Consider the following 25,821-nt stretch of genomic DNA (forward strand, 5'->3'; position numbering starts at 1 on the left):
CCATCGACTAACTATCGCGAAACCAACCACCAACCACGAACATCGAACCACGAAACACGAACCACGAACCATTATTAACCTCGAAGTAATTATACTTTAAAATTGTCTTACAATTTTATTCATTTTTATTTTCCATTGACCTTTCGACTTCGCTCAAGATAAATTCCAAGAAACAAAAATCTAGACTTCTGATAATTTTATTGCATTCTACAAGATATTTCGCTATCGTGTCCAGACCGCAAAAGGGTTGTAGGACAGGTAACCGCTTCCTATCTTTTGAATTCTTACTAAAATTATCATATGTCGGGTTTAGATTGTGAATGCTATATTCCGAAACTTCGGGTTTGCTTTTAAAAAGTAAGACATGAAAAGTGCTGTTTTCTATCAGATCGTATAAATGGCGGCATACATCAAATTATTTTCTAATTATAAGCAAATTCTTGCAGCTCTTTTTTTGAGATTATAGTCCACAAAAAAAAGTTAATCGAAACAAGTTTCAATTAACTTTTTTTACCGTTCTACAGCACAACAAGTTTTTTAAAGCACTATCGAAAGCGACAGCTAAAGCATTCTTTATTTCTTATTCTTTAAATTCTCTTTTTCTTGAACCTCTTTGCGCAGCATGCTGCTAGAAAAACGATGCTCTCTTTTGTTATAAAAAAGGTCTATCCCCGATTTTTCGCAGTACTCGCGACCCGTAAATGGTTTTGTAGCATATTCGTCACCTATAATCCGCACATCAATTTTAAAAGAACGTAAAACATCTTCTAAATCTTGTTCTGTTGCATAAGGCACTATTTCATCTACATATTTACAGCCTTTTAACTGAATGTATCTTTCTACGACAGATTGAATCGGTCTATTTTTCTCTGGGCGATCTATTGTTGGATCTGTTTGTAGACCGCAAATTAAATAATCACACTCTTGTTTTGCATCTTCTAACATTTTTACATGTCCGGCATGAAACAAATCAAATGAACTAAAGGTTATTCCCACTCTCATAGCATTATTTTTTATTTAATAACCAAGAAGAAGATTGTATTTTATCTCCGAGGCCATCGATTAATTGAATATGTAATTCTTTACAAATTGGTGCTTCAGGAATTGAGTTATTATCTTGATCGCCACCATTGGCAAAACCTAAATCGTATGCGTGCCCGTAAGTTTCAAAAATATGTTGAATGGACGCACAAACCGTTCTGTCTTCATCTACAGAGATAATTGCCTTATCTACCGCTTTTATATTCTGAACAATGAATAAACGCTCGTCTTCCTTTTGAAATTCTTTAGAGCCTTTTAGTGCTCTTTGTAAATCGCTATTCACAATCACAAAAAGCGCATCGGCTAGTGCTCTCGCATTATTAAAGTATTCTAAATGTCCTTTATGGATTGGGTTGAAGTACCCAGAAACGATGATTGCTTTCTTTTTCATATGCTCTTCTTTTCAATTGGTTTGTTACAAATATATATATGTATTATCGCTAATGTACGAATCAAGCTATTTTTTATTTTATAAATCCCTCTAAAACAAGTACTATGCACGTTTTTAAAGAACACCTTGCCTTTTTAAAAATAACTTTATCAAGATAAAATAGTTCCTTTTAAATGATAACTGTTTGTTTTATCGTTAGCGGTAAGTCTTGATGCTCGCTTTTCGCTTTTCGCTTTTCGCTTCTTGCCTCTCGCTTTTTGCCTCTCGCCTCTCGCTTCTTGGCTCTTTCATTACACAAGAATAATTTATAACTCTAAGGACAAAAAGGATGCTTTTCCCCGAGTGTTACAATCGGATTGTTTCTAATTTCTTGAGCTATTTTTATAGACTCCATTGCGGCATCCAAGCCGAAACCTTTTCCGTTGAGTATGTGTCGATAACTATCGGTGTGTAATTCTGTAAACCCAGAACTAAACTCAAGTTCTTCATGATTCACTGTTATAGAGCGATAGGTTCTTTGTCCTAATTCTTGAATTCTGTTGGGCAAGGAGTTCTCATCTATGGATAAATACCAACGAACCCGCGCTTTTTCAAACTCTAAATACCCTGCGGATTTGTCTTTTTCTCGCAAATGCACCTTATTTTCTTGAACTTCTCCAAAAAGCCAAGAAAGCATATCAAAGAAATGAATCCCGATGTTGGTGGCAATTCCGCCCGACTTGCTGTCGTCTCCTTTCCATGAAATATCGTACCACTTTCCTCTCGACGTAATATAGGTTAAATCTACGTCGTATTTTGTATCTGAATGCGCTAAAGCTATTTTTTTCTTGAGTGCGATAATACTTGGATGCAATCGTAACTGTAAAATAGTATGTACTTTTTTTCCGGATTCTTTTTCAATATCCATCAAGGCATCTAAATTCCAAGGATTTAAAACCAACGGCTTTTCGCAAATTGCGTCTGCCCCGCTTCTTAAAGCCATTCTAATATGCGCGTCGTGTAAATAGTTAGGTGTGCAAATACTCACATAATCTAATAGCACTCCGCTTCTTTTCAATTTTTCTATATGCCGATCAAAACGTTCAAATTCAACAAAGAAATTTGCATTCGGAAAGTAACTATCCATCACCCCTACACTATCAAATCGATCTAAAGCACAAAGTAAATCGTTCTTCGTATCTTTAATCGCCTTTAAGTGTCTCGGAGCAATATAACCTGCAGCTCCTATTAAAGCAAAATTTTTCATTATAGACTTTTATCTTTAGTTTCTAAAAAATTCTTGATGTCATACACCACCGATTTCTTCTTTTTTAATTTCGTAATATCAATGGTTTCAAACTGTCGATGTGCCACTGCCAATACAATAGCATCGTACTTATGATCCTTTAATTCGGGAATTAAATCAATATCATATTCGTCTTTTACCGTTGCTTTCTTTGCCCAAGGATCATACACATCAATAGCAACGCCATAACTTTTTAGTGACAAATACATATCGATTACCTTTGTATTTCTGGTATCAGGACAATTTTCTTTAAAGGTAATGCCGAGAATCAATACTTTTGCGCCTTTTACTTTTACCTCTTTATGAATCATCAACTTTACAACTTCAGAAGCCACATGTGCCCCCATACTATCGTTTAATCTTCTTCCTGATAGTATAATTTCTGGATAATACCCAAATTGTTGTGCTTTTTGCGCTAAATAAAAAGGATCTACCCCAATACAATGACCGCCAACTAAACCGGGTTTAAAAGGAAGAAAGTTCCATTTTGTTGCGGCTGCCTCTAAAACTTCGCTGGTGTTGATATTCATTAAACTGAATATTTTAGCAAGTTCATTTACAAAAGCAATATTAATATCTCGCTGACAATTTTCTATAATTTTTGATGCCTCTGCTATTTTTATAGAAGAAGCTAAATGGGTACCGGCTGTGATTACCGATTTGTATAAATTATCTACTTTCTGCGCAGTGTCTGTAGTAGAGCCAGAAGTAACTTTAATAATATGTTCTACGGTTTTTACTTTATCGCCAGGACTGATGCGTTCTGGAGAATAGCCCACAAAAAAATCTTTATTAAACACTAAACCTGATTCCTTTTCTAATACAGGGATACAATCTTCTTCGGTTGCCCCTGGGTATACAGTAGATTCATAAATAACAATATCCTCTTTTTGTAAGTATGTAGCAATGGTATGACTAGCGGATAGCAATGGTGTTAAAACAGGTTGATTATTTTTATCTACAGAGGTAGGAACTGTAACAATATAATAGTTGCACTCTTTTAGAATCGCTGGATTTGAAGTCACAAAAAGTCCGATTTCTTGAGAATATTCACTTTTAAGAACATCTGCCAATAAATGATTCGCAACTTCTTGTGTAGCATCCATTCCCTTTTTTAGCTCTTCAACTCTTTCTGTATTGATATCGAAACCAACTACAGTGTATTTTGTAGCAAATAATCTAGCAAGTGGTAAACCTACATATCCCAAACCAATAATTGCGATTCTAATAGTACTCAAAATAACATATTTTTAGTTTACAAAGCTACAAAAAAAGGATTTTATCTATCTTATAAATAAAAAAAACCTCATCAATTAAGATGAGGTTTTGCTTTGGTGGGCAATGAGGGATTCGAACCCCCGACCCTCTCGGTGTAAACGAGATGCTCTGAACCAACTGAGCTAATTGCCCTAGGCGGGTGCAAATATATAACGGATTTAAGATGTAGCAAAATAAAAATGCACTTTTTTTTAATTATTTTTAAATTATTTCTGCAACCACAAACGTACTGCCGCCAATATAAATCATATCTCCCTGATTTGCATCCTTTAAAGCTTTTTGATAGGCCTTTTGAACCGAGGTGTATTTTTTACCTATTAACTTAAAATTAGTTGCTTTTTCTTGTAAAATGGATGCATCGAGTCCGCGCGGAATGTTTGGCTTGCAAAAGTAGTAGGTAGCATTTGTAGGAAAAAGCCCTAAAACGTCTTCTAACTTTTTATCTGAAACAAAACCCAAGACCATATGTAGTTTGTTGTAGGTTTCATTTTTGAGTTGATCTAAAACAAGTACTAAACCTTCTTTGTTGTGAGCCGTGTCGCAAATTACCTTCGGATGCTCTTGTAAAATTTGCCATCGCCCTTTTAAATTGGTGTTTTTTACCACGTTTAGCAATCCTTTGGTGATGTTTTCTTCAGAAACTTGAAATCCTTTTAATTGCCGAATTGCCGTTACCGCTGTTTTTGAGTTTGATTTTTGATAATGACCTAATAAATCCGTCTGATAAGCTTTCATATCATCAGCAACAAAGACAATATTCGCATCGCTTTCTTTTGCTCTTTGATAAAAAACACGCTCTACATCTGCCTGTCTTTCTCCAATTACAACGGGTATGGTTTTTTTGATAATTCCGGCTTTTTCAAAAGCAATTTCAGGCAAGGTTTCTCCTAAAAACTGTGTATGATCCAATCCTATATTGGTAATAACAGTAAGTTCTGGCGTTATGATGTTGGTAGAATCTAGCCGCCCGCCTAAACCGACTTCTATAATGGCAATGTCTACCTTTTCATTGGCAAAATAATCAAAAGCCAACCCTACCGTCATCTCAAAAAAAGATAATTTTTGCTGTTCTAAAAACTCTTTATGCTTTGTTATAAACGATGTAACTTTTCGTTTCGGAATCTCTGCACCATTAATTCTAATCCTTTCTGTAAAACTCTTTAAATGTGGCGAAGTATACAAACCAACTTTGTAACCCGCTTCTTGTAAAATAGACGCCAACATATGCGATGTTGAACCTTTGCCATTGGTGCCTGCTACATGAATTGTTTTGAACTTTTTATCAGGATGCTGCAGCTCTTTTGAAAATGCAGCAATATTTGTTAAATCTTTTTTGAATGCTATTTCGCCTACTCTTTGATACATTGGCAACTGCGCAAACATCCAATTTAATGTTTCTTGGTATGTCATATATAAGCTAAAAAAATACTATTTAATTTGAGTTGAATTTTTGCTTTAAAAGCAGTCATGGAGATACAAAAAAGAGCTTATTTGGTTAAAGAAAACTTGTAGATAATGCTTCCTGTTTGGTTTATAGGCGCGTTGCTATCTGCGTTCCAGGTTGTTCTTAAAGCAGCTTCTTTGGCAGGCTCTAATAAACAGGCAGCAGTATTTGTAGAACCTTGCACCCCAGCAACAGCACTAATTACTTTTCCTCTTTTATCAACCGTAATTCTCACCACCACAATGCCTTCTTCTTGGCAATCGGGCTGCTCTATTGGTTTAGACAAAGCTTGTCGGCCTGCTAAATTGTAATTCCCTCCAGAACCGCTTCCTGTATTTCCGTAGAACTTGTTCGCATTCGGATCTCCTTTTTCATTTCCTTTTACCCCTTCTTTTTTGTCATCTCCCTCACCTTTTGGTTTTCCGTCTGATGAATTGCCGTTTAATAAATTGTTTAAAGCATCCTGAATTTCTTTTGAGGGTTTGGGTATAGGCTTTTCTTTGGGTACTTCTTTTTGAACCACGGCTTCTACTGGTTTTTTCTTTTCTTCTTTTTTCTCAACAACCGGAACTTCTTTTGCAGCGTCGTCTGTTATAAGATCTTCTTTTATAAGTTCTTTCGGAGTTTCTTTGACCGCCTCAACCACCTTCTCTTTTTCTACTACTTTAGCGGTCGCAACTTTTTTAGTTCTTTCTACAGGTTCTCCGCTTCCGATATTAGAAGCTCCGTAATTGATTGCCAAACCGTATTCTTCTGGCGGATCTAAATAGGTCATTCCATAATTAAATATAACGAACAAAAGCAACAATAGTATGATTGCTGTAATGCTTGCTGATTTTCTTTTATGTTTGGTTTCTAATATTGGCATATTCTATTTTATCAATTCCAAGGGGTTTAAACCCATTGGAATTTTTTATTTGCCTTCTACAGCTAAAATCATTTTCAATTTATTCTTATTGGCAATGTCAATTACTTTCATCACATTTTTATAAGGCGCATCTTTATCTCCTCTAATAATAATTGTTTTCTTTTTGTCTGCACCCACACTTTTTAAAATTTCACTTTCTAAACTTGCTGCACTTACCGCTGTTTTATCAATATAAAAAAGCGACTTGTTAGAAATGCTAACCGCTATAGACGTATTGTTTTCGGTTTTTCCGCCTGCCTTTGGCAATAAAACATCAATAGCACTTACGGTAACTAATGTTGATGTGAGCATGAAGAATATCAACAATAAAAAAACAATATCTGTCATAGAAGACATATTGAATGCTGGGTCTACTTTATTTCTTCCTCTTAAATTCATTTTTGATGATTAAAATACATTAGTGTCCGATTAAAAATATGTATTAGTTTGATAAACCTTGTTATAATAAAGGATGCTACGAATTTTGTAAATGACAGCTTCCTATTTTGAAAATACTTTCATAAAGATAAAGTAGCGCGTTTTATTTCAAATTATAGCTGTGTATCAGATCGTTAGCATCAAGTCTTGGTTCCCTGTCTTCAAGCTGAATGCTTCTAAAAGCCGTGCAATCTTGCGTCTTTTATCAGACAATAATAAAATAACTTAAAGATGCTGTTTTCATAGATCACTTTTTTAATTACTGAATAACTTTACATAGGCTCATTTAACAAATCTAAAAATTCTACAGATTTCGCTTCCATTTGATACACTACTTTATCTGTTTTTACCACCAAATGGTTGTACGTACTATAGGCAATAATCCCTACAATTAAGCCACCAACCGTTGTGGTCATCGCGGTGTACAAACCATCAGAAAGCATTTTTATATCTATTTGTCCGCCTGCATTCGCGATGGCATGTATGGCAACTATCATCCCGATTACCGTTCCTAAAAAGCCAATCATAGGCGCCACACCTGCAATCGTTGCCAACACAGAAACATTTTTTTCTAGTTGATAAATCTCTAACTTTCCTGCGGTTTCTATCGCCGTATTAATATCATCTAAAGGTTTTCCTATTCTAGAAATCCCTTTTGAAATTAAGCGCGCTGTTGGTGTGTTTTTACTTTTACACAAAGCATCTGCAGCTTCTAATTTTCCGTTAGAGACATAGTCCTTAATTTGATTCATAAAATTCTTATCCTCCTTTGATGCTGCTTTAATGGCAAAAAAGCGTTCAAAATAAATATACAAACCCACTGCTAATAACACAAAAAGAATGGCAATGATAATTTGGCCGCCCAAACCACCATCTACAATTAACTTATAAATGGAAAGTGTTTTTTCTTCTTGTATTGCCTCCGCTAACAACTCTTGGTTATCTTGAAAAAATGATCTCATTCAACTACTTTTTAAATTCTATATGATAAACGACTTTTCTTTTCTTAAATTGTTTCGTCAGAAAATAATAGTCTCTTTTCTTTTGCAAAAAAAATGCCATTTCAACTGCTTCTGAAATGACATTTTATATTTTTTATATGGATTTCATTAAAATAAAGTTCTGGTGATCATAAATGCTGCAGACCCTACTATAAAACCAATTAAAGCTAACCAAGATATTTTCTTTAAATACCAAAAGAAATCTATTTTTTCCATTCCCATCGCTACAACTCCGGCAGCCGATCCGATGATTAACATAGAGCCTCCTGTACCTGCTGAAAAGGCAATAAAATGCCATAACTCATTATCTAATGGTTCAGAAAACATGCCTAAACTTGCTGCTACTAATGGCACATTATCTATGACTGCAGAACCAACGCCCAACAACATTACAACTAAATCAGAAACTCCTGTAGCGCCTTCTAAATGCATTTCAGTTCCCATCATTGGTATGTTTTCTTGTAATGTAGATGCAAAATTAAAAAGAATTCCCAAAGATTCTAGTGCTGCTACCGCCATTAAAATACCCAAGAAAAATAAAATACTTGGCATTTCTATTTTAGATAACGATGAATGTACAGGGCTATGATGCGCTGCTGCTGCATGTTCAGTTGCCTGTTCACCTTCTGCACTTGAAATTGAAAATTTAGATTTGCTAAAAATTTCTGCACAGGTAGCTACAATTGCTAAAGATAACATCATACCCACATACGGCGGTAAATGCGTAACTGTTTTAAATACAGGTACAAAAACAATAGCTCCTAAACCTATAAACAACATTCTTGCACTGTACTTACTTTTTGGCTTTTCAGCTTCATCTTCATCAAAATCAATATCCCCTTTAAAAGCAGGTAAAAACGATGCGATAAAAGACGGAACGATCATACACAATAAAGACGGAATGAATAAATATTCGAATAATTTTAGCGTCGTTACCTTATTACCAATCCAAAGCATTGTTGTGGTCACATCGCCAATAGGAGACCAAGCGCCACCTGCATTTGCCGCAATAATAATTAAACCTGCAAACCAGATTCTTTCGTCTCTATTTTTTACAATTTTCTGTAAAATAGAAATAAGTACGATGGTAGCTGTTAAGTTGTCTATAATTGCAGAAAGAATAAAGGCTAAAATAGAAAACATCCATAAAAGCTTCTTTTTACTTTTAAAATTTACGTAGTTTTTTATAGTAGAAAAACCATCAAAATAATCGATAATCTCTACAATTGTCATCGCACCCAATAGAAATACCAGAATCTCTGCAGTTTTTCCTAAGTGATGCAACAAGGTTTCTTCTACCAAATGCATTTTATCGGCATGAGCCATAGACCCGAAATTATCTACAAGTGCATGCTGACTAGAATCGAACCAATTTGAAAAGCCATCAACCCCTAAAGCAACAATAGCCCAACATACTGCCATCATGATTAAGGCAGGAATTAGCTTATCTAATTTGATATTGTGCTCTAAAGTAATCGCTAAATAACCGATTACAAATACTATAATAATCATTGACTCCATATATACTAGTTTAAATTAGTTGTTTTAATGCGATTTCGAATGCGGTTGAACAAATTTTTGTTTTAGAGGCACTTTTCGTAAAAGTTCTTTGCAATGCCTTTTTTATAATGTTAGAGGTATCACTAAAAATTGCTTTGTCTTGCATTGGTAACGCTATTTTTGATTCCATGAAATAAGCAAAAACGCGCGCAATTCCGCAATTAGAAATAAAATCTGGTAATAAACTTAAATGACTGTCTGTATACTCCATAATCGGACCAAAGAAAATTTCTTTATCTGCAAAGGGCACATTGGCTCCGGGAGAAATTACTTCTAACCCAGCATCTATCATTTGTTGCACTTGGTCTTGAGAAACCAATCTAGAAGCTGCTGCCGGCACAAATATCTCTGCAGACAACGTCCATATTTTACGGTTAATTTCTTCAAAAGGAAGCATCCTTTCTGACACTAATTTATTGCCATCTTTCGATAAAAATAAAGCGGTCATTTCTTGCATTGTAAATCCTTTTTCATTGATGACACCGCCGTCTCTGTCTATAATTCCGACTACTTTTGCGCCAAGTTGGGTTAAATAGTATGCCGCTGCAGAGCCTACATTACCAAATCCTTGAACAATAGCTCTTTTTCCTTCAATTTTTCCTCCGTAAATATCGTAATAATGTTTTACAGCTTCTGCCACTCCGTAACCGGTTAACATATCTGCAACCGTATATTTTCTTGATAAATCTGGCGAAAATTCTTTATCTTCAATAACTTTAATAACACCGAGCCTTAATTGACCTATTCTGTTAATTTTATCTGCTTCTGTAGGTTTAAAATGACCATTAAAGATTCCTTCTTGTGGATGCCAAACACCACAACTTTCGGTAATCGGAATTACATCTTTATCGGCATCTACATTTAAATCGCCACCAGTGCCATAATAATGTTTTAACAAAGGAGTAACGGCTTTATACCAACGTTCTAAAACGCCTCTTTTTCTTGGATCGTTCGGATCGAAGTTGATACCCGACTTTGCACCTCCTATTGCAGGTCCAGAAACGGTAAACTTCACTTCCATTGTTTTTGCCAAAGACAAAACCTCATGCATGTTTAGTCCCTTACGCATTCTTGTACCACCACCGGCAGCACCGCCTCTTAGAGAGTTTATAACCGTCCAACCTTCTGCTTCGGTTTCTTGATCTTTCCAATGAAAAACAATTTCTGGCTGCTTATTTTCGTATAATTTTAATAATTCTTTCATTCTAAATTTTAATAATTTTCAACTTATGAGTTACAATTTTCTGATGCAATTTTTTCTCGAAATTTAAATTAGAAAAGCTAAAGTTGATTCATTTTTTAAATTGTTTTTTAGAATTATATTTCTCATACACTAGTTCCACAAACTTACTGCAAAAAAAGTAATTGTTAAAATTTTTATGTGAAAAGAATTTACAGCAAACCCCATCTTAACGTTCGTTAAAAATAGTGTCTTCTTAAATAAGAGCAAGCTAAAAACTACGGATAAAAAATAACACCCGAAGAATGATTTTTACGAGCGCCTGTTACCGACTTTAGGCAGTTCACCTGATGCTTGATTTTTAAGTATCCTAAAAAAGCAAACACTAGGGCTTCTTTAAAGTCGATGAGTTCTTGAGTAGGCAACTTCATAGAATTCTTGGCATGATATTCTATTCTATTCATTAAAAAAGTATTAAAAACCCCACCGCCAGTGCTTAAAACCGCATTATTTTTATATATAACGCCACCTATTTGCATGGCTATATGTTCTACAAAAGTTCTTAATATTGATGGAATATCGGTTTCTAAACGATCAATTAAAGGAAAAATTTCTTTTTGAACCCATTCTAATCCCAAAGATTTTGGGGGTACTTTTTGATAAAAAGCTACTAGGTTTAACGTTTCTAAAAGCGCTGTATTTATTTTTCCTTCGGATGCTATTTTGCCAGATGCATCAAATTCTAAATTTAATTTTTGCACATAAAAGTTTAAGACAATATTTACGGGACAAATATCAAAAGCAATTCTTACTCCCTCTGTATGATACGAGATGTTAGAAAATCCGCCAAGATTTAAGCAAAAATCATATTCAGAAAAAAGTAATTCATCACCAATCGGAACTAAAGGCGCACCTTGCCCGCCTAACTTTACATCTTGCGTTCTAAAATCACAGACTACTTTTTGCTTTGTAATTTTAGCAATTTCATTGCCCGCACCAATTTGTAACGTAATTCCCTTTTCTGGTTGATGTAAAATAGTATGCCCATGAGAAGCTATAAAATCGACCTTTAAAATTTTATAGTTGCTTATAAAATGGTTGATGATATTGCCTAAATACTTTCCGTAGGTACGATCTAATTTCTGTAATTCCGTTTCATCAGAGAAAATTGCATTTTGTAAAAGTTGTTTCCATTCTTTAGAGTATGCTATGGTTTCTGCATGAATAATTTTAAAATCTGCGTACTTATCTTCATTAAAATGCACATAAACCAAATCAATTCCGTCTAAAGAGGTTCCAGACATGACGCCGATTGCAAAAATATTATTTTTAACCATATCTGTAAAAATAACAAAACTCCTTTCAAAATATGTTACGAAATCGATATATTTGTACTCGAAAATTAAGAATATTATAAAACATACAAATGGATTTTAGTTTAACAGAAGAACACATCATGATTCGTGATGCTGCCAGAGATTTTGCGCAAACAGAATTATTGCCTGGTGTAATTGAGAGAGATAACAAGCAAGAATTCCCGCAGGAATTGGTCAGAAAAATGGGCGATTTAGGTTTTATGGGAATCATGGTAGATCCTAAATACGGAGGAAGCGGTATGGACGCCATTTCTTACGTATTGGTAATGGAAGAGCTCTCTAAAATAGATGCTTCTGCTTCTGTAATTGTTTCTGTAAACAATTCATTAGTTTGTTATGGTTTAGAATCTTACGGCAACGAAGTACAAAAAGAAAAATATTTAACAAAATTAGCAACCGGAGAATTTGTAGGTGCATTTTGTTTAAGCGAGCCAGAAGCGGGTTCAGATGCCACGTCTCAAGCTACAACAGCCATAGACAAAGGAGATCATTACCTTATAAACGGTACAAAAAACTGGATTACAAGTGGCGGCCGTGCAGACGTTTACTTGGTAATTGCACAAACAGATAGAGAAAAAGGACACAGAGGAATCAATGCTTTTATCGTAGAAAAAGGAACCGCAGGTTTTCATGTAGGTCCTAAAGAAGACAAGTTAGGTATTCGTGGATCTGATACGCATACCTTACAATTTAACGATGTAAAAGTGCCAAAAGAAAACAGAATTGGTGAAGACGGATTTGGTTTTAAATTCGCAATGAAAACACTTTCTGGTGGTAGAATTGGTATTGCTGCACAAGCTTTAGGCATTGCTGCGGGCGCTTATGAATTGGCTTTAAAATATTCTAAAGAACGCAAAGCATTCGGAACAGAGATTTGCAACCACCAAGCAATTGCGTTTAAATTGGCAGACATGTACACAGAAATTACCGCCGCACGTCATATGGTCATGAAAGCTGCCTGGGAAAAAGACAATGGTTTAAATCACGACATGTCTTCTGCAATGGCAAAATTATATGCCTCTAAAGTGGCAATGGAGCAAACGGTAGAAGCGGTTCAAATTCATGGAGGAAATGGCTTTGTAAAAGAGTATCACGTAGAACGTTTAATGCGAGATGCAAAAATTACGCAGATTTACGAAGGAACTTCAGAAATTCAGAAAATCGTTATCTCTAGAGGCGTTATCAAAGGATAGTTGTATAGAAGATAGTTTTACAGAAGAAGTTGTACAGACCTCACAGGGTTTAAAAACCTGTGAGGTCTTTTCGATTCGTATCATTTAAAATCTATCTTTATACAAGGTAGATTTTTCTTTTGGACTATTATTATTTAGTTAGTTGAGTGCAACGGATATCACCTGTTTTCTTAGAGTGATCACGCTACTGGGCGTGATTGTATCGAGAACATTTTTTAAAATAACAATTGTACAAACAAACAACTTCTCGATACAATCACGCCGCAAAGCGCGATCACTCGAAGTGACATTATGATTTGCATAACAATTTTACAGACAAACAAAAGCGAAACAAAATCGCTTTTACAAATTTTGTATTACAGCAAACAGAACCTTCAAAGGTTTTAAAAACCTTTGAAGGTTCTGCGCTGATACGCTTATAAAACCAACTCAATATCAAATAACTGCAAACCAGAAGAAGGCGCAATATTTCTTAAAAACATCTTATCATTATCTTCTTTTAAAGATGCTTCCATAAATTGCAGGTCAAGGTCTCCTTTTCCTACTTCAAACAAAGTCGCCATCATCAGCCGAATCTGATACCTTAAAAAACCACTTCCTCTTACTTTTAACACATAACTTTTCTCTGGAAAAAAATTAGCTGTCAAAATATCGTTCTCAACAATTTCGCAAGAATCGATGGTTCTTTTAAAAATAGTATCGGCAGATGGTTTTGTGCAATATTTATGAAAATAATGTTCTCCTGTAAATAATCGTGCAGCTTTTATCATTGTATCAATATCCAAATCGACCAGCAAACCAACGATAAAAGGAGCTGAAAAAGGATGATTTTTTTCACCAAAAGAAAAGTAATAGTGATATTCTTTTATTTTTGAAGCTTGAATAATATTAAAATTTGTGGCAACTTCTTTTATGGAAATCCCTCTAAAATCAGCTGGAAGATTAGAATTTAAAGATGTCATAAAATTGCTTTCCTCTACATCCTCATTCAAAAAAAGCTGCATATAAAATGAATTTGCAGATACTTTTGCATCCGTTCTTCCAATACCTAAAGTCTTAAAATTGCTATGCTCAAAGACATAAGACAGCGATTTATCTACCATTTCATGCAATGTTTTGGCATTTGTTTGTTTTTGCCAACCAGAAAACCGAAAACCAAGGAATTGCAAATGAATTAGGTAAGATTTTGAATATTTCATAGGTACGAAAGTACAATAATTACATTTTTTTTTACGAAAGGTGCATTTTTATGAATATAATAAAATTATAGCTTACTTTTTTACGAACCTAATATTTTAGACCCCTAAAAAGTAAAAAAATATATTTATCTCAAATTAACCCCCTTTTTTTTGAGGGTACATACTATTTATATATCGTTTTCGTAAAACACACCCCTTGCCACTGTGAATATAATATATACATTTGACCCAGATTCATTAACAAATAATTAACAAACAAAAGAACTTTACAGTATGAAAAAAATCATTTTAACTTTATTGTTAGCAAGTAGCATAATAATAAATGCACAGGAAGAGGATAAAGGGACTTTCACTTTAAGTGGTAGCGTAGATGTTTACGGAACTAGTAACTTAAAAAATAATTCAGCCGGAAGTGTTGGTATTTTATATGGTGGCAGTGGAGTGGCAAATGGATTTGGACTAGGAATGGCAAATACAATTTTTGCATACCAAAAAGGAAAAGCAGGAGTAATTGCTGATTTAGCTTTTGGACCAAGAGCAGCTTCTGCGAATGCTTATGAAGGGGCAATAAACCAATTATATGCGTATTACAAAGCATCAGACAAAGTAACATTTACTTTAGGACAATTTAATACTTGGTATGGTTATGAGGTTATTTCTCCAGTAGGAAACTTTAACTACTCTGTTTCTTACTTATTTAATGCGGGTCCGTTTTCACACACTGGTTTTAAATTAGATTATGCAGCTACAGATGATTTATCTTTTATGCTTGCAGTTACCAATCCTCACGGAATTACCGCTGGAGCAAACCCAAGTAAAGATTACCAATTAGGATTTCAGACAGGTTACAAAGGTCAATATTTTAATTTAGCGTATGGTGCTGACGGATTTGGAGACACTGATGTACTTTATTTAGACTATACAGGTGGTTTTGATATTTCTGATTCTTTCTACTTTGGAATTAATGCAGCGTATGCAAACTCTAGTGATGCCGATGCAGGTTACCAAGGTTTTGCTTTGTACTTGCAAAACACTTTTTCAGATACATTTTCTGCAGGTTTTAGACCAGAGTTTTTTACAGCAACTTCTGGAGCAGGAGATACTAATGTTGCTGCTTTTACCTTATCAGGAAATATTTCCTTAACTGAAAGCCTAAAATTTATACCAGAAATAAGATATGATACCTCGGATGATATGATAATCCCTGGTTTTCCTACCGATACAAATATGACTGGAATAACTTTAGCGGCAGTTTACTCTTTCTAAAAGGAATCAATCACTCATAAATTTACTTTATCATGAAAAAAATAGAAGCAATTATAAGAAAATCAAAGTTTAGTATAGTAAAAGACGCACTACATACTATTGGTGTAAACTTTTTCTCTTATTGGGATGTTACAGGTCTTGGCAACGAAAAAGAAGGGCATGTTTACAGAGGTGTTAGCTACAGTACCAGCGACATTCAAAGAAGATATTTATCTATTGTTGTAAATGACGATTTTGAAGAAGTGACCATTAAAACAATTATTGAAGCAGCATCTACAGGCGAAGTTGGCGACGGAAAAATCTTTGTAAGTGACGTAAAAGAAGCTTACAGAATTAGAACCGGAGCAAAAGGAGGAAACACTTTAAACTAAACTATTACAAAATTTAATTATGGAATTACTTACTACAAATAATGTATGGATGATGATCTGTACAGCTTTAGTCTTCTTTATGCATTTAGGATTTGCATTTTTAGAAATAGGACTAACGAGACAAAAGAACACACTTAATATTTTATTTAAAAATATATTTATCATCACATCTGGCTTGCTATTGTATGCATTAGTTGGTTTCAACTTAATGTACCCAGCTTGGGGTGCAAATTCTGCTGGTTATTTAGGTGATTTTGTTTTCGGACTTTCTGAACCTTTAAAAGACGGTGTTTTAGATTTATCTTATAATGAAGGATATACTTATTGGACAGATTTCCTTTTTCAAGGGATGTTTGCAGCAACGGCAGCAACAATTGTTTCTGGGGCTGTAGCAGAAAGAATGAAAATTTTACCTTTTCTAATTTTTGCCGTTATTTATGTTGGCTTTGTGTATCCGATTGCAGGTTCTTGGAAATGGGGTGGCGGATTTTTAGACCAACTAGAAACTCCTTTTTATGATTTTGCAGGGTCTACTTTAGTGCACTCTGTTGGTGGCTGGGCAGCTTTAGTAGCTGTTTGCTTATTAGGTGCTAGAATAGGAAAATTCAAAAACGGAAAAATACAAGCAATTCCGGGTCATAATATTCCGTTAGCAACTGCAGGAGTCTTAATACTTTGGTTAGGTTGGTTTGGTTTTAACGGTGGATCTGTTTTATCTGCAGACCCAGGATTAACTTCTTTAACACTTGTAACTACTTGTTTAGCTGCTGCAGCTGGTGGGGTTGTTGCTGCAATTGTATCAACAGTGCTGTATAAAAATTTAGATTTAACCATGTTTTTAAACGGAATTCTTGGTGGTTTAGTTGGTATTACTGCCGGTGCAGATCAAATGTCGCCAATGGATGCTATTTTAATTGGCGGTATTGCAGGTGCAATTATTGTTTTTGCAGTGAGCTTAATCGATAAATTAAAATTAGACGATCCTGTTGGAGCGATTGCTGTGCATTTAGTTTGCGGAATTTGGGGAACTTTAGCAGTAGGTATTTTTGGAAACCTTGCAGGTGGTGCTCAATTTTTAAGTCAATTAATTGGTGTTGCTTCTTATGCGGTATTTTGTATTGCTACCTCATTTATCATCCTCTTTATCTTAAAGAAAACAATGGGAATTAGAGTGAGCGAAAAAGAAGAAATAGAAGGTTTAGATACCCATGAACATGGGATGGATGCTTACCCAGATTTTAGATTAAACGAACACTAAAAGTTATCATTTAGAACAAAAACCACCTTAAAAGTTTACTTTTTTAAGGTGATTTTGTTGTTTTTGTGAATATCTGAATTAAAATAGATATAATTATCATAAATAATATTTTTTCATCATAATATTCATTTCATCATAAAAATTACATCAAATAGCCATAAACACTGAAATATCTTCAACAAAATACATAGCTTTGTGAGTATAACTGAAAATAACATGAAGAAACAAGGCTTATATTTACCCGAGTTCGAACACGAAAATTGTGGTGCTGGATTTATTTGTAATCTGAATGGAGACAAAACCAATCAAATTATACATGATGCACTAGAAATACTCGTAAAATTAGAACATAGAGGAGGCGTTAGTGCAGATGGAAAAACAGGAGATGGCGCTGGTTTATTAATAGATATTCCTCATGAATACTTTCAAAGAGTTTGTGATTTTACACTACCAGAACGCAGAGAATATGCCGTTGGTATGGTCTTTTTACCAAAAACTTCTAACCAGTATAAGTATTGTAAAACTACTTTTGAAACTGAATTAAAAGGACAAGGTCTTGCCATTTTAGGCTGGAGAAAAGTTCCTGTAGATTCTTCTCAATTAGGAGATATTGCTTTATCATCAGAACCTAGTATAGAACAACTATTTGTTGGTAAAACTGATGAAATTACAGAGGCTGATTTTAAAGCAAAATTATATGCCGCAAGAAAAATAGCAGAACATGAAATAAGAAATTCTAAAATTTCTGATAGTACATATTTCTATGTTTCAAGTTTATCAATAACAACGATTATTTATAAGGGTATTATTATGCCCGAAGATATTGGTCCTTATTACAAAGATTTACAAGAAGTAGATTTAGTAACGCGTTTGGCATTAGTACACCAACGTTTTTCTACAAATACCATGCCTACCTGGGAGCTAGCACAGCCGTTTAGACACCTGTGTCAGAATGGAGAAATTAATACGTTGCGTGGTAATGTAAGTAGAATGCGTGTTCGGGAAGAAATCATGAAAAGTGATGTTTTTGGACCGCAAATAGAAAAATTATTTCCGATTATTTTACCAGGAAAATCAGATTCGGCTTCTATGGATATGGTTGTTGAATTGCTAACGCATACAGACAGATCATTGCCAGAAATTATGATGATGATGATTCCCGAAGCTTGGGAAAAACACACAACAATGTCTCCCGAGAAAAAAGCGTTCTATGAATACAATGCTTGTATTATGGAACCCTGGGATGGCCCAGCTTCTGTGCCTTTTACAGACGGAGATTATATTGGCGCTTTATTAGATAGAAATGGGCTAAGACCGTCAAGATATACAATTACAAAAAGTGGTAAATTAATTATGTCATCAGAAATTGGTGTGGTTGATATAGCCCCTGAAGATATAAAAAAACATGGTAGATTAGAACCAGGAAGAATGTTCTTGGTCGATATGAATGAAGGTAGAATCATTGAAGACGAAGAAATAAAAAATAAAATTGTTTCAGAAAGACCTTATAAAAAGTGGCTAGACAATACACTTTTAAACCTAAAGGATGTTCCGTATACAAGTGAAACTTGCCCAATTGAAACCATGGATATTAAAACGCGTCAGCGTTTGTTCAATTATACTTTTGAGGATATTCAAGAAGTAATAACCCCCATGGCACAAGTAGGTAAAGAAGCTTTAGGATCTATGGGAACAGATACTCCTTTAGCGGTTTTGTCTGATAGACCTCAATTAATTTCTAACTACTTTAAACAATTATTTGCCCAAGTTACAAATCCGCCTTTAGACGGAATTCGTGAAGAAATTGTAACAGATATTAGTTTAAATCTCGGAAAAGATAGAAACATTTTTAGCATTACAGACAGACAGTGTAGAAAGTTAAAAATACAGAATCCTGTAATTTCTAATGCAGATTTAGAAAAAATTAGAGCTATTGATATTGATCAATTTAAAGCCGAAACCATTCAAATTTTATATCCGAAGAAACAAGGATTAAACGGATTAGAAGAAGCGTTGGATGCTGTTATTCTTCAAATTGAAAAAGCATTAGACAACAAAAACAATATTATTATTCTTTCTGATCGAGGCGTTAATCAAGAATTAGCTCCGATTCCTGCTTTGTTGGCTTGTTCTTATGTAAACCATCAAATGAATCGTTTACGTAAACGTTCTTATTTTGATATTGTCATAGAGTCTGCAGAACCACGTGAACCCCATCATTTTGCTACTTTATTTGGTTATGGCGCAAGTGCTGTAAACCCATATATGGTGAACGAAATTATCCGAATGCAAGTAAAAGAAGGTTTTATTACGGGTATGGATGAACAAAAAGCGGTAGATACTTTTAATACAGCCATCGGAAAAGGAATCTTAAAAGTGATGAACAAAATCGGAATCTCAACATTACATTCTTATAGAGGTTCACAAATTTTTGAAATTGTAGGATTTAACTCACAATTTGTAGAAAAATACTTTCCGTATACGGCTTCAAGAATTGAAGGAATTGGTTTATATGAAATTGAAAAAGAAATTGATCAACGCTATAAACAAGCCTTTCCGCATAATCAGATTGATAAAAATTTAGGTTTAAATATTGGAGGCGATTATAGATGGAGAAGAAATGGCGAGCGTCATTTATTTAACCCAACAACAGTTTCTAAATTACAACAGGCAGTTCGATTAAGTGATCAGGCTAGTTACGACGTGTATGCCAAAGCAATTAACGACCAAGCAGAAAGTTTAATGACCATTCGGGGTTTGTTTGAATATGATAATTTAGACCCTATTCCGTTAGAAGAAGTAGAAGATTGGACAGAAATTGTAAAACGTTTTAAAACGGGAGCCATGTCTTATGGATCCATCTCGCGAGAAGCACATGAAAATTTAGCCATTGCCATGAACAGAATTGGAGGGAAATCGAATTCTGGTGAAGGTGGCGAAGATAGAAACCGTTTTCAAAAAGATGTAAATGGCGATAGTAGAAACTCTGCTATCAAACAAGTTGCATCCGGTAGATTCGGAGTAACTTCTCATTATTTAACCAATGCAAGAGAGATTCAAATTAAAATGGCGCAAGGCGCAAAACCTGGTGAAGGTGGTCAATTACCGGGCTATAAAGTATTACCTTGGATTGCCGCGGCGAGAAACTCAACCCCTTTTGTAGGGTTAATTTCTCCGCCTCCACATCATGACATCTATTCTATTGAAGATTTAGCACAATTAATCTTCGATTTAAAAAATGCAAATCGTGAAGCAAGAATTAATGTAAAATTAGTATCAGAAGTTGGTGTAGGAACCATTGCTGCTGGTGTTGCAAAAGCAAAAGCAGATGTTGTGTTAATCTCTGGTTATGATGGTGGTACAGGAGCATCTCCTTTAACATCTTTAAAACACGCAGGCCTACCTTGGGAACTTGGTTTGGCAGAAGCGCAACAAACGTTGGTAATGAATAGCTTACGAAGTAGAATTGTTGTAGAATGTGATGGACAATTAAAAACAGGTAGAGATGTTGCCATCGCTGCATTATTAGGTGCAGAAGAATTCGGATTTGCAACGGCTCCTTTAGTAGCTTCAGGGTGTATTATGATGCGAAAATGTCATTTAAATACCTGTCCCGTGGGTATCGCTACGCAAGACAAAGAGTTGCGTAAAAACTTTAAAGGAACGCCAGAACACGTTATTAATTTCTTCTTCTATATTGCAGAAGAATTAAGAGGAATCATGGCACAATTAGGGTTTAGAACCTTGGATGAAATGGTGGGACAAACGCATAAAATTAATGCGAATAAAGCCATCAAACATTACAAAGCAAAAGGCTTAGATTTATCGAGTATTTTACACAGACCTGATTCTTATAGAAAGTTAGTTGTTAGAAATACAGAACAACAAGACCATAATTTAGAAGGTGTTTTAGATTTTAAAATTCTAAAAGATTCACATAGAGCATTATATCGTAAAGAAAAAATGACACTCGCCTACCCAATTAAAAATACAAACAGAACTGTTGGAGCTATTTTAAGTAATGAAATTTCTAAAATATATGGCCATTTAGGGCTACCTGAAGATACTTTAAACATCAACTTTACAGGTTCTGCAGGTCAAAGTTTTGGTGCTTTTGGTGCCTTCGGATTAACCTTTATTTTAGAAGGAAATACAAATGACTATTTAGGAAAAGGTTTGTCTGGAGCAAAATTAATTGTGAAGAAACCTGCTAAAGCCGATTTTATTGCAGAAGATAATATTATTGTTGGCAATGTTTGTATGTTCGGCGCAGTAGATGGGCAAGCCTATATTAACGGAATTGCCGGAGAACGTTTTGCTGTGCGTAATTCTGGTGCCGTTAGTGTTGTAGAGGGTGTAGGAGATCACTGTTGTGAATATATGACGGGTGGTATTGTAGTGGTTCTAGGAAAAACTGGGAGAAATTTTGCCGCAGGAATGAGTGGCGGAATCGCGTATGTATACGACCCAGAAAACAAATTTGTGAACGGTCTTTGTAATACAGAAACCATTGAATTTGAAGATATTTCTGAAGAAAATGAAGTTGATTTAAAAACTTTAATCGAAAAGCATGTCTTGTACACAGATAGTAAAAAAGGAGAATCATTATTAGCAGATTGGAATACAAGTTTAAACAACTTTGTAAAAGTAATGCCAACCGAATACAAAAAAGCTTTAAAACGTTTAGCAACTGAAGCGCCAATGTTTGAAGAATTAACAATAGCATAATGTCATGGGAAAAAAAACAGGATTTAAAGAGTTTGAAAGACAAGATGAAACTTACACTTCTGTAACAGATCGTGTAAAAAATTATAAAGAATTTACAGTACCTCTTTCTGATAAAGAAGTTACAAAACAAGGTTCACGTTGTATGGATTGTGGTATTCCCTTTTGTCATAGTGGTTGCCCGTTAGGAAATCTAATTCCAGATTTTAACCACATGGTACATCAAGAGGAATGGCAAAAAGCATCGTGGATTTTGCATTCAACCAACAACTTTCCAGAATTTACAGGTCGCTTATGCCCTGCTCCATGTGAACAAGCATGCGTATTAGGAATTATTGAAGACCCCGTATCGATCGAAAATATTGAGAAAAATATCGTAGAAAGAGCTTTTAAAGAAGGATGGATAAAACCACAACCTCCAAAAATTAGAACAGGAAAAACAGTTGCCGTAATTGGCTCTGGACCTGCAGGTTTGGCAGCGGCACAGCAGTTAAATAGAGCGGGTCATACCGTGACTGTTTTTGAAAGAGATGATGAAGTTGGTGGTTTATTACGTTACGGAATTCCTAATTTCAAAATGGAAAAAGGAATTATCGATAGAAGAATTGTTATTTTAGAAGCAGAAGGAATTTTGTTTAAAACGAATATCAATGTTGGTGTAAATTATGATGTAAAAGATCTAAAAGCTTTTGACAGTATTGTGTTGTGTGGCGGATCTACAGAAAGTAGAAGTTTACCCACTCCTGGTATTGATGCTGATGGCGTTGTGCAAGCAATGACTTTTTTAAAGCAACAAACAAAAGCGTTATTTGGTAAAGAAGTAAAAGACCAAATAATGGCAACGGGTAAAGATGTGATTGTAATTGGTGGTGGAGATACAGGATCTGACTGTATCGGTACTTCCAATAGACAAGGAGCCAAATCTGTTGTTAACTTTGAGATTATGCAAAAACCTCCTGGCGATCGTTCACCAACAACTCCCTGGCCTTTTTGGCCTTTGAAATTAAAAACTTCTTCTTCTCACCAAGAAGGGTCTGAACGTAATTGGCTAATCAACACAAAAGAGTTTGTTAAAGATGATAACGGAAAATTAATTGCTTTAAAAACAGTAAATGTTGAATGGAAAATAGTTCCTGGACAAAGACCACAATTACTAGAAGTTGCAGGTACAGAAAAAACGTGGGCTTGTGATTTAGCTTTATTAGCTTTGGGTTTTACAGGACCAGAAAGCACCTTGGCAGACAAGTTAGGTATTCATAAAGATGATCGTTCTAACTACAAAGCTGAATATGGAAAATATCAAACAAATGTCCATAATATTTTTACCGCTGGTGATATGCGCCGTGGACAATCATTAATTGTTTGGGCAATTTCAGAAGGTAGAGAAGCAGCAAGACAAGTAGACATCTATTTAATGGGAAAATCAGAATTACCTTCTAAAGATATTGCTGGAGATTTAGTAGCCATGTAAGATATTTTTGTCAGGTTGAGCACAGTCGAAACCTAATTAAAATATCAAAATGTCATTCTAAACTCATAGAAAAATCTCGTGAGAACACAAACTCATCAATTTAAATATTGATGAGTTTTTTATTTTTCACAATGTCCGTTCGAGTGATTTCGCTTTTGGGCGAAATTGTATCGAGAACAACCTCAAACCTTCATTGCAATACTCACAGTAATTTAAAAATAAAGCAGTGCAAATTACAAGTATCAAAACTATAGTTTCAATTTCTTTATGTGATAAAAAACAAGTATATTATAAATAAAATTGCTTTTATGAAAGACAGTGCTAAAGGACCTGATTCTGGCTATATTTATCAATTTGAAGTTGCACTTATAGAATAATCTAAATTAAAACAATTAGAATCCATAAGTATCGAAAAAATAGATGATATAGCAAAGGAAGATAAAAACAGAACATATATTCTTACAATTAAAGCTAATCATAGTATTACTACATCCGGTAAAACGTTTGGCAATACTTCTGATGATTTCTAGAAAACTTTCAAAATTTGGATTAGCAAAATCAACTTAAACCTTTTAACAGATAAAAATACCTTTAAAGTAATTACTAATGTTGGTATTCCATCAAATTTAATTATTAAAAAACTCAAATCAAACTCATTAAAAGAAAATATTTAAGGCTAGACCAAACCTTTATATCCCATGCAGAACTTTAGACTCTTTTAGCCCATAAAGATGCGAACGATAAAAAAGGAATCTACTAAAATTCTAAAGGAGATTAAGAAAAAAGTTACTGTAGTAAATCTACACATCAATATTTGAACCAAGATTTAACCAGTATTTCTTACTGGAAGGAATTTTAGATTATTTTGATATTATTTCTGATACATTATGTAATTATCGGACTCATTTTTATTTATGATAAAATATACTTCCAACCCGATATTAAAATGAGGTGTCGTACCCCAAAGGTTTTTCTCAAAAATTGACAGTTTAAAATTTTCCTTGACAGGAATCAGTATTATTTCACATACAGCAAAGACCTTGATCACTTTTAAATTCAGGCAAGATTGTAAAAGCCTAAAATTTAGGCGCATAAGACACTCCAATAACTTAAGAATTTTTCTTCTTTTTTGAAATATACAATTCAGGAATCAATTTATTAGCAACCAACATTTTGGAGATTATTATAAATCCAAGAATAGCTCTCTTCAATATCACTTTAAAAACCATTTGCATGACTTTAAATACTGTACACAAAAAGAACACGTAGAAAATTGGCTACCTTATAATAAAAATATCAGAAAACATTTCAGTCTCGACGAAACTCCTTTATTCAATGTTAAACTTTAGACTCTTTTAGCCTATTAAATGAAGGCGATAGAAAGGAAAGTATTTTGGCTATTTTAAAATAAACCAAGTCAATTTATGCAATTAATGTACTTCATAAAACATGAATAGAGAAAAGAATTGTCGCAAAAGAAGTTGCGCTAGATATAGAAGATAGTATTAATTGAACTGGTCAAAAGTGCTTTTCTAAAACTGCAATAGTCACCGATAGGTTTCATGTTCAAAAATTGGCATCGAAGGATTTGCAAGAAGAACGTATTCGATTGCGATAGGACATTATAGAACTAGAAAACAAAGCGAAATAAGAAGTTCGAGAAAAGTAGCTCTAGATAAACCCTAAACTTCTCAACAACTAAAATACGTACAGACAATTACTAGTTAGGAAACGAAACTTGTCATGGAAATCAAATACCAAATGGACGGTAAGACCCTAGAAACTGAAGCGATATATGAAGGTTTAGAAAAGAACGTTTTATAGAACCCTAAAATTTTTAATAAGGATAGTACATTCAGACAATTATTAACTAGTGGGCGATACTTATTATTGCAAGCAACGACGAATAGACCATAAGAGAAATAGAAGCAGTTGAAATATTACTCACATTATATCCAAAAATTGAAGAGCGCATGATTTAGCAAAAGCATAAAGGTATAACACTATTAATGTTTAGAAACTACATCCCACAACATCCAAGTTTTATCAAGCTTTATCAAGCCCTACTTAATCCAATAAGATTAACAACTATTTAGTTTTTTCTCATAAAAAACATCAATCGTTAGATTGATATTTTAAGTTTCTGAACTAGGTTCAGGTAATAGAACTACAAATACCGATACAAAATCTTATAAAGCTGCATAAAAGAATCTAGAGCAAAATTTAAAAGCATTCGAACGATAATATTCTTACTTTTAGTTTCCCACTATTTATGCTTAGCCACTACATCCCCCAGCATACAATTTTTATCAAGCCCTACTTAAGCTATTAAGATTAACAACTATCTCGTTTTTGGTCATAAAAAAACCTCAATCGTTAGATTGAGGTTTTAAGTATCTGAACAAGGTTCAGATCTAAGAAAGGCGGCGACCTACTC

18 protein-coding genes and 1 tRNA gene are annotated in these 25,821 nt (G+C 34.3%); 6 read left to right on the forward strand and 13 right to left on the reverse strand.

What is annotated here, in order from left to right; genetic code table 11:
- Positions 1 to 573 precede the first annotated feature (573 nt).
- The 12 genes from ES044_RS15425 to ES044_RS15480 all read right to left on the reverse strand — a co-directional run bounded on the left by ES044_RS15425 (position 574) and on the right by ES044_RS15480 (position 11,862).
- Complete coding sequence (locus tag ES044_RS15425) at positions 574 to 1,002, reverse strand: adenylyltransferase/cytidyltransferase family protein (RefSeq protein ID WP_147119609.1); 429 nt, start codon at positions 1,000 to 1,002, stop codon at positions 574 to 576.
- Between the two features lie 4 nt (positions 1,003 to 1,006).
- Positions 1,007 to 1,432, reverse strand: coding sequence for an adenylyltransferase/cytidyltransferase family protein (locus ES044_RS15430; protein WP_147119608.1), 426 nt, complete (start codon positions 1,430 to 1,432; stop codon positions 1,007 to 1,009).
- A 313-nt stretch (positions 1,433 to 1,745) separates the two neighbouring features.
- Complete coding sequence (locus ES044_RS15435; RefSeq protein ID WP_147119607.1) at positions 1,746 to 2,678, reverse strand: Gfo/Idh/MocA family oxidoreductase; 933 nt, start codon at positions 2,676 to 2,678, stop codon at positions 1,746 to 1,748.
- Positions 2,678 to 3,955, reverse strand: a complete 1,278-nt coding sequence (locus ES044_RS15440) for a nucleotide sugar dehydrogenase (RefSeq protein WP_147119606.1) — start codon at positions 3,953 to 3,955, stop codon at positions 2,678 to 2,680. Before ES044_RS15440 ends, ES044_RS15435 begins: the two co-directional genes overlap by 1 nt.
- A gap of 94 nt (positions 3,956 to 4,049) precedes the next feature.
- Positions 4,050 to 4,127: transfer RNA gene (locus ES044_RS15445), tRNA-Val, on the reverse strand.
- 69 nt (positions 4,128 to 4,196) lie between these two features.
- On the reverse strand, positions 4,197 to 5,405 hold the full coding sequence (locus ES044_RS15450; RefSeq protein ID WP_147119605.1) for a bifunctional folylpolyglutamate synthase/dihydrofolate synthase: 1,209 nt from the start codon (positions 5,403 to 5,405) through the stop codon (positions 4,197 to 4,199).
- A 77-nt stretch (positions 5,406 to 5,482) separates the two neighbouring features.
- The gene (locus ES044_RS15455) at positions 5,483 to 6,307 is read right to left on the reverse strand and encodes an energy transducer TonB (protein ID WP_147119604.1); all 825 of its coding nucleotides are present in this window, start codon (positions 6,305 to 6,307) and stop codon (positions 5,483 to 5,485) included.
- A gap of 45 nt (positions 6,308 to 6,352) precedes the next feature.
- Entirely contained in the window at positions 6,353 to 6,745 is a 393-nt protein-coding gene (locus ES044_RS15460) for an ExbD/TolR family protein (protein WP_147119603.1), read from the reverse strand.
- Between the two features lie 311 nt (positions 6,746 to 7,056).
- Positions 7,057 to 7,746 (reverse strand): MotA/TolQ/ExbB proton channel family protein, encoded by a 690-nt coding sequence (locus tag ES044_RS15465; protein ID WP_147119602.1) that lies wholly within the window; start codon positions 7,744 to 7,746, stop codon positions 7,057 to 7,059.
- 147 nt (positions 7,747 to 7,893) lie between these two features.
- Entirely contained in the window at positions 7,894 to 9,306 is a 1,413-nt protein-coding gene (nhaD, locus tag ES044_RS15470) for a sodium:proton antiporter NhaD (RefSeq protein ID WP_147119601.1), read from the reverse strand.
- Between the two features lie 10 nt (positions 9,307 to 9,316).
- A complete protein-coding gene (locus ES044_RS15475) occupies positions 9,317 to 10,549 on the reverse strand; it encodes a Glu/Leu/Phe/Val dehydrogenase dimerization domain-containing protein (protein ID WP_147119600.1) in 1,233 nt (410 codons plus the stop codon).
- A 254-nt stretch (positions 10,550 to 10,803) separates the two neighbouring features.
- Positions 10,804 to 11,862, reverse strand: a complete 1,059-nt coding sequence (locus ES044_RS15480; RefSeq protein WP_147119599.1) for an anhydro-N-acetylmuramic acid kinase — start codon at positions 11,860 to 11,862, stop codon at positions 10,804 to 10,806.
- Positions 11,863 to 11,951: 89 nt separating this feature from the next.
- Between ES044_RS15480 and ES044_RS15485 the strand changes: the two genes are divergently transcribed.
- Entirely contained in the window at positions 11,952 to 13,094 is a 1,143-nt protein-coding gene (locus ES044_RS15485) for an acyl-CoA dehydrogenase (protein ID WP_147119598.1), read from the forward strand.
- Between the two features lie 416 nt (positions 13,095 to 13,510).
- On the opposite strand, the gene ES044_RS15490 is transcribed toward ES044_RS15485, so the two are convergent.
- Positions 13,511 to 14,293: a tRNA pseudouridine(38-40) synthase TruA gene (locus tag ES044_RS15490; protein ID WP_147119597.1), complete on the reverse strand. Its 783-nt coding sequence runs from the start codon at positions 14,291 to 14,293 to the stop codon at positions 13,511 to 13,513.
- Between the two features lie 273 nt (positions 14,294 to 14,566).
- On the opposite strand from ES044_RS15490, the gene ES044_RS15495 reads away from it, so the two are divergent.
- The 5 genes from ES044_RS15495 (at position 14,567) to ES044_RS15515 (ending at position 23,384) form a co-directional block, all read left to right on the forward strand.
- Positions 14,567 to 15,559 (forward strand): outer membrane beta-barrel protein, encoded by a 993-nt coding sequence (locus ES044_RS15495; protein WP_147119596.1) that lies wholly within the window; start codon positions 14,567 to 14,569, stop codon positions 15,557 to 15,559.
- Between the two features lie 32 nt (positions 15,560 to 15,591).
- Positions 15,592 to 15,930: a P-II family nitrogen regulator gene (locus ES044_RS15500; protein WP_147119595.1), complete on the forward strand. Its 339-nt coding sequence runs from the start codon at positions 15,592 to 15,594 to the stop codon at positions 15,928 to 15,930.
- 19 nt (positions 15,931 to 15,949) lie between these two features.
- Positions 15,950 to 17,188 carry an ammonium transporter gene (locus ES044_RS15505; RefSeq protein ID WP_147119594.1) on the forward strand — a complete coding sequence of 413 codons (1,239 nt, stop codon included), beginning with the start codon at positions 15,950 to 15,952 and terminating at the stop codon, positions 17,186 to 17,188.
- 216 nt (positions 17,189 to 17,404) lie between these two features.
- Positions 17,405 to 21,916, forward strand: a complete 4,512-nt coding sequence (gltB, locus tag ES044_RS15510) for a glutamate synthase large subunit (RefSeq protein WP_147187345.1) — start codon at positions 17,405 to 17,407, stop codon at positions 21,914 to 21,916.
- Positions 21,917 to 21,920: 4 nt separating this feature from the next.
- The gene (locus tag ES044_RS15515; RefSeq protein ID WP_147119592.1) at positions 21,921 to 23,384 is read left to right on the forward strand and encodes a glutamate synthase subunit beta; all 1,464 of its coding nucleotides are present in this window, start codon (positions 21,921 to 21,923) and stop codon (positions 23,382 to 23,384) included.
- Positions 23,385 to 25,821: the final 2,437 nt, after the last annotated feature.

The organism is Polaribacter sp. IC066 (assembly GCF_007997085.1).
Taxonomy (GTDB): domain Bacteria; phylum Bacteroidota; class Bacteroidia; order Flavobacteriales; family Flavobacteriaceae; genus Polaribacter.

Coding starts and splice junctions, on each gene's coding strand:
- ES044_RS15425 (WP_147119609.1), bottom strand. CDS start 1,002: ATGAGAGTGGGAATAACCTTTAGTTCATTTGATTTGTTTCATGCCGGA.
- ES044_RS15430 (WP_147119608.1), bottom strand. CDS start 1,432: ATGAAAAAGAAAGCAATCATCGTTTCTGGGTACTTCAACCCAATCCAT.
- ES044_RS15435 (WP_147119607.1), bottom strand. CDS start 2,678: ATGAAAAATTTTGCTTTAATAGGAGCTGCAGGTTATATTGCTCCGAGA.
- ES044_RS15450 (WP_147119605.1), bottom strand. CDS start 5,405: ATGACATACCAAGAAACATTAAATTGGATGTTTGCGCAGTTGCCAATG.
- ES044_RS15455 (WP_147119604.1), bottom strand. CDS start 6,307: ATGCCAATATTAGAAACCAAACATAAAAGAAAATCAGCAAGCATTACA.
- ES044_RS15460 (WP_147119603.1), bottom strand. CDS start 6,745: ATGAATTTAAGAGGAAGAAATAAAGTAGACCCAGCATTCAATATGTCT.
- ES044_RS15465 (WP_147119602.1), bottom strand. CDS start 7,746: ATGAGATCATTTTTTCAAGATAACCAAGAGTTGTTAGCGGAGGCAATA.
- nhaD (WP_147119601.1), bottom strand. CDS start 9,306: ATGGAGTCAATGATTATTATAGTATTTGTAATCGGTTATTTAGCGATT.
- ES044_RS15475 (WP_147119600.1), bottom strand. CDS start 10,549: ATGAAAGAATTATTAAAATTATACGAAAATAAGCAGCCAGAAATTGTT.
- ES044_RS15480 (WP_147119599.1), bottom strand. CDS start 11,862: ATGGTTAAAAATAATATTTTTGCAATCGGCGTCATGTCTGGAACCTCT.
- ES044_RS15485 (WP_147119598.1), top strand. CDS start 11,952: ATGGATTTTAGTTTAACAGAAGAACACATCATGATTCGTGATGCTGCC.
- ES044_RS15490 (WP_147119597.1), bottom strand. CDS start 14,293: ATGAAATATTCAAAATCTTACCTAATTCATTTGCAATTCCTTGGTTTT.
- ES044_RS15495 (WP_147119596.1), top strand. CDS start 14,567: ATGAAAAAAATCATTTTAACTTTATTGTTAGCAAGTAGCATAATAATA.
- ES044_RS15500 (WP_147119595.1), top strand. CDS start 15,592: ATGAAAAAAATAGAAGCAATTATAAGAAAATCAAAGTTTAGTATAGTA.
- ES044_RS15505 (WP_147119594.1), top strand. CDS start 15,950: ATGGAATTACTTACTACAAATAATGTATGGATGATGATCTGTACAGCT.
- gltB (WP_147187345.1), top strand. CDS start 17,405: ATGAAGAAACAAGGCTTATATTTACCCGAGTTCGAACACGAAAATTGT.
- ES044_RS15515 (WP_147119592.1), top strand. CDS start 21,921: ATGGGAAAAAAAACAGGATTTAAAGAGTTTGAAAGACAAGATGAAACT.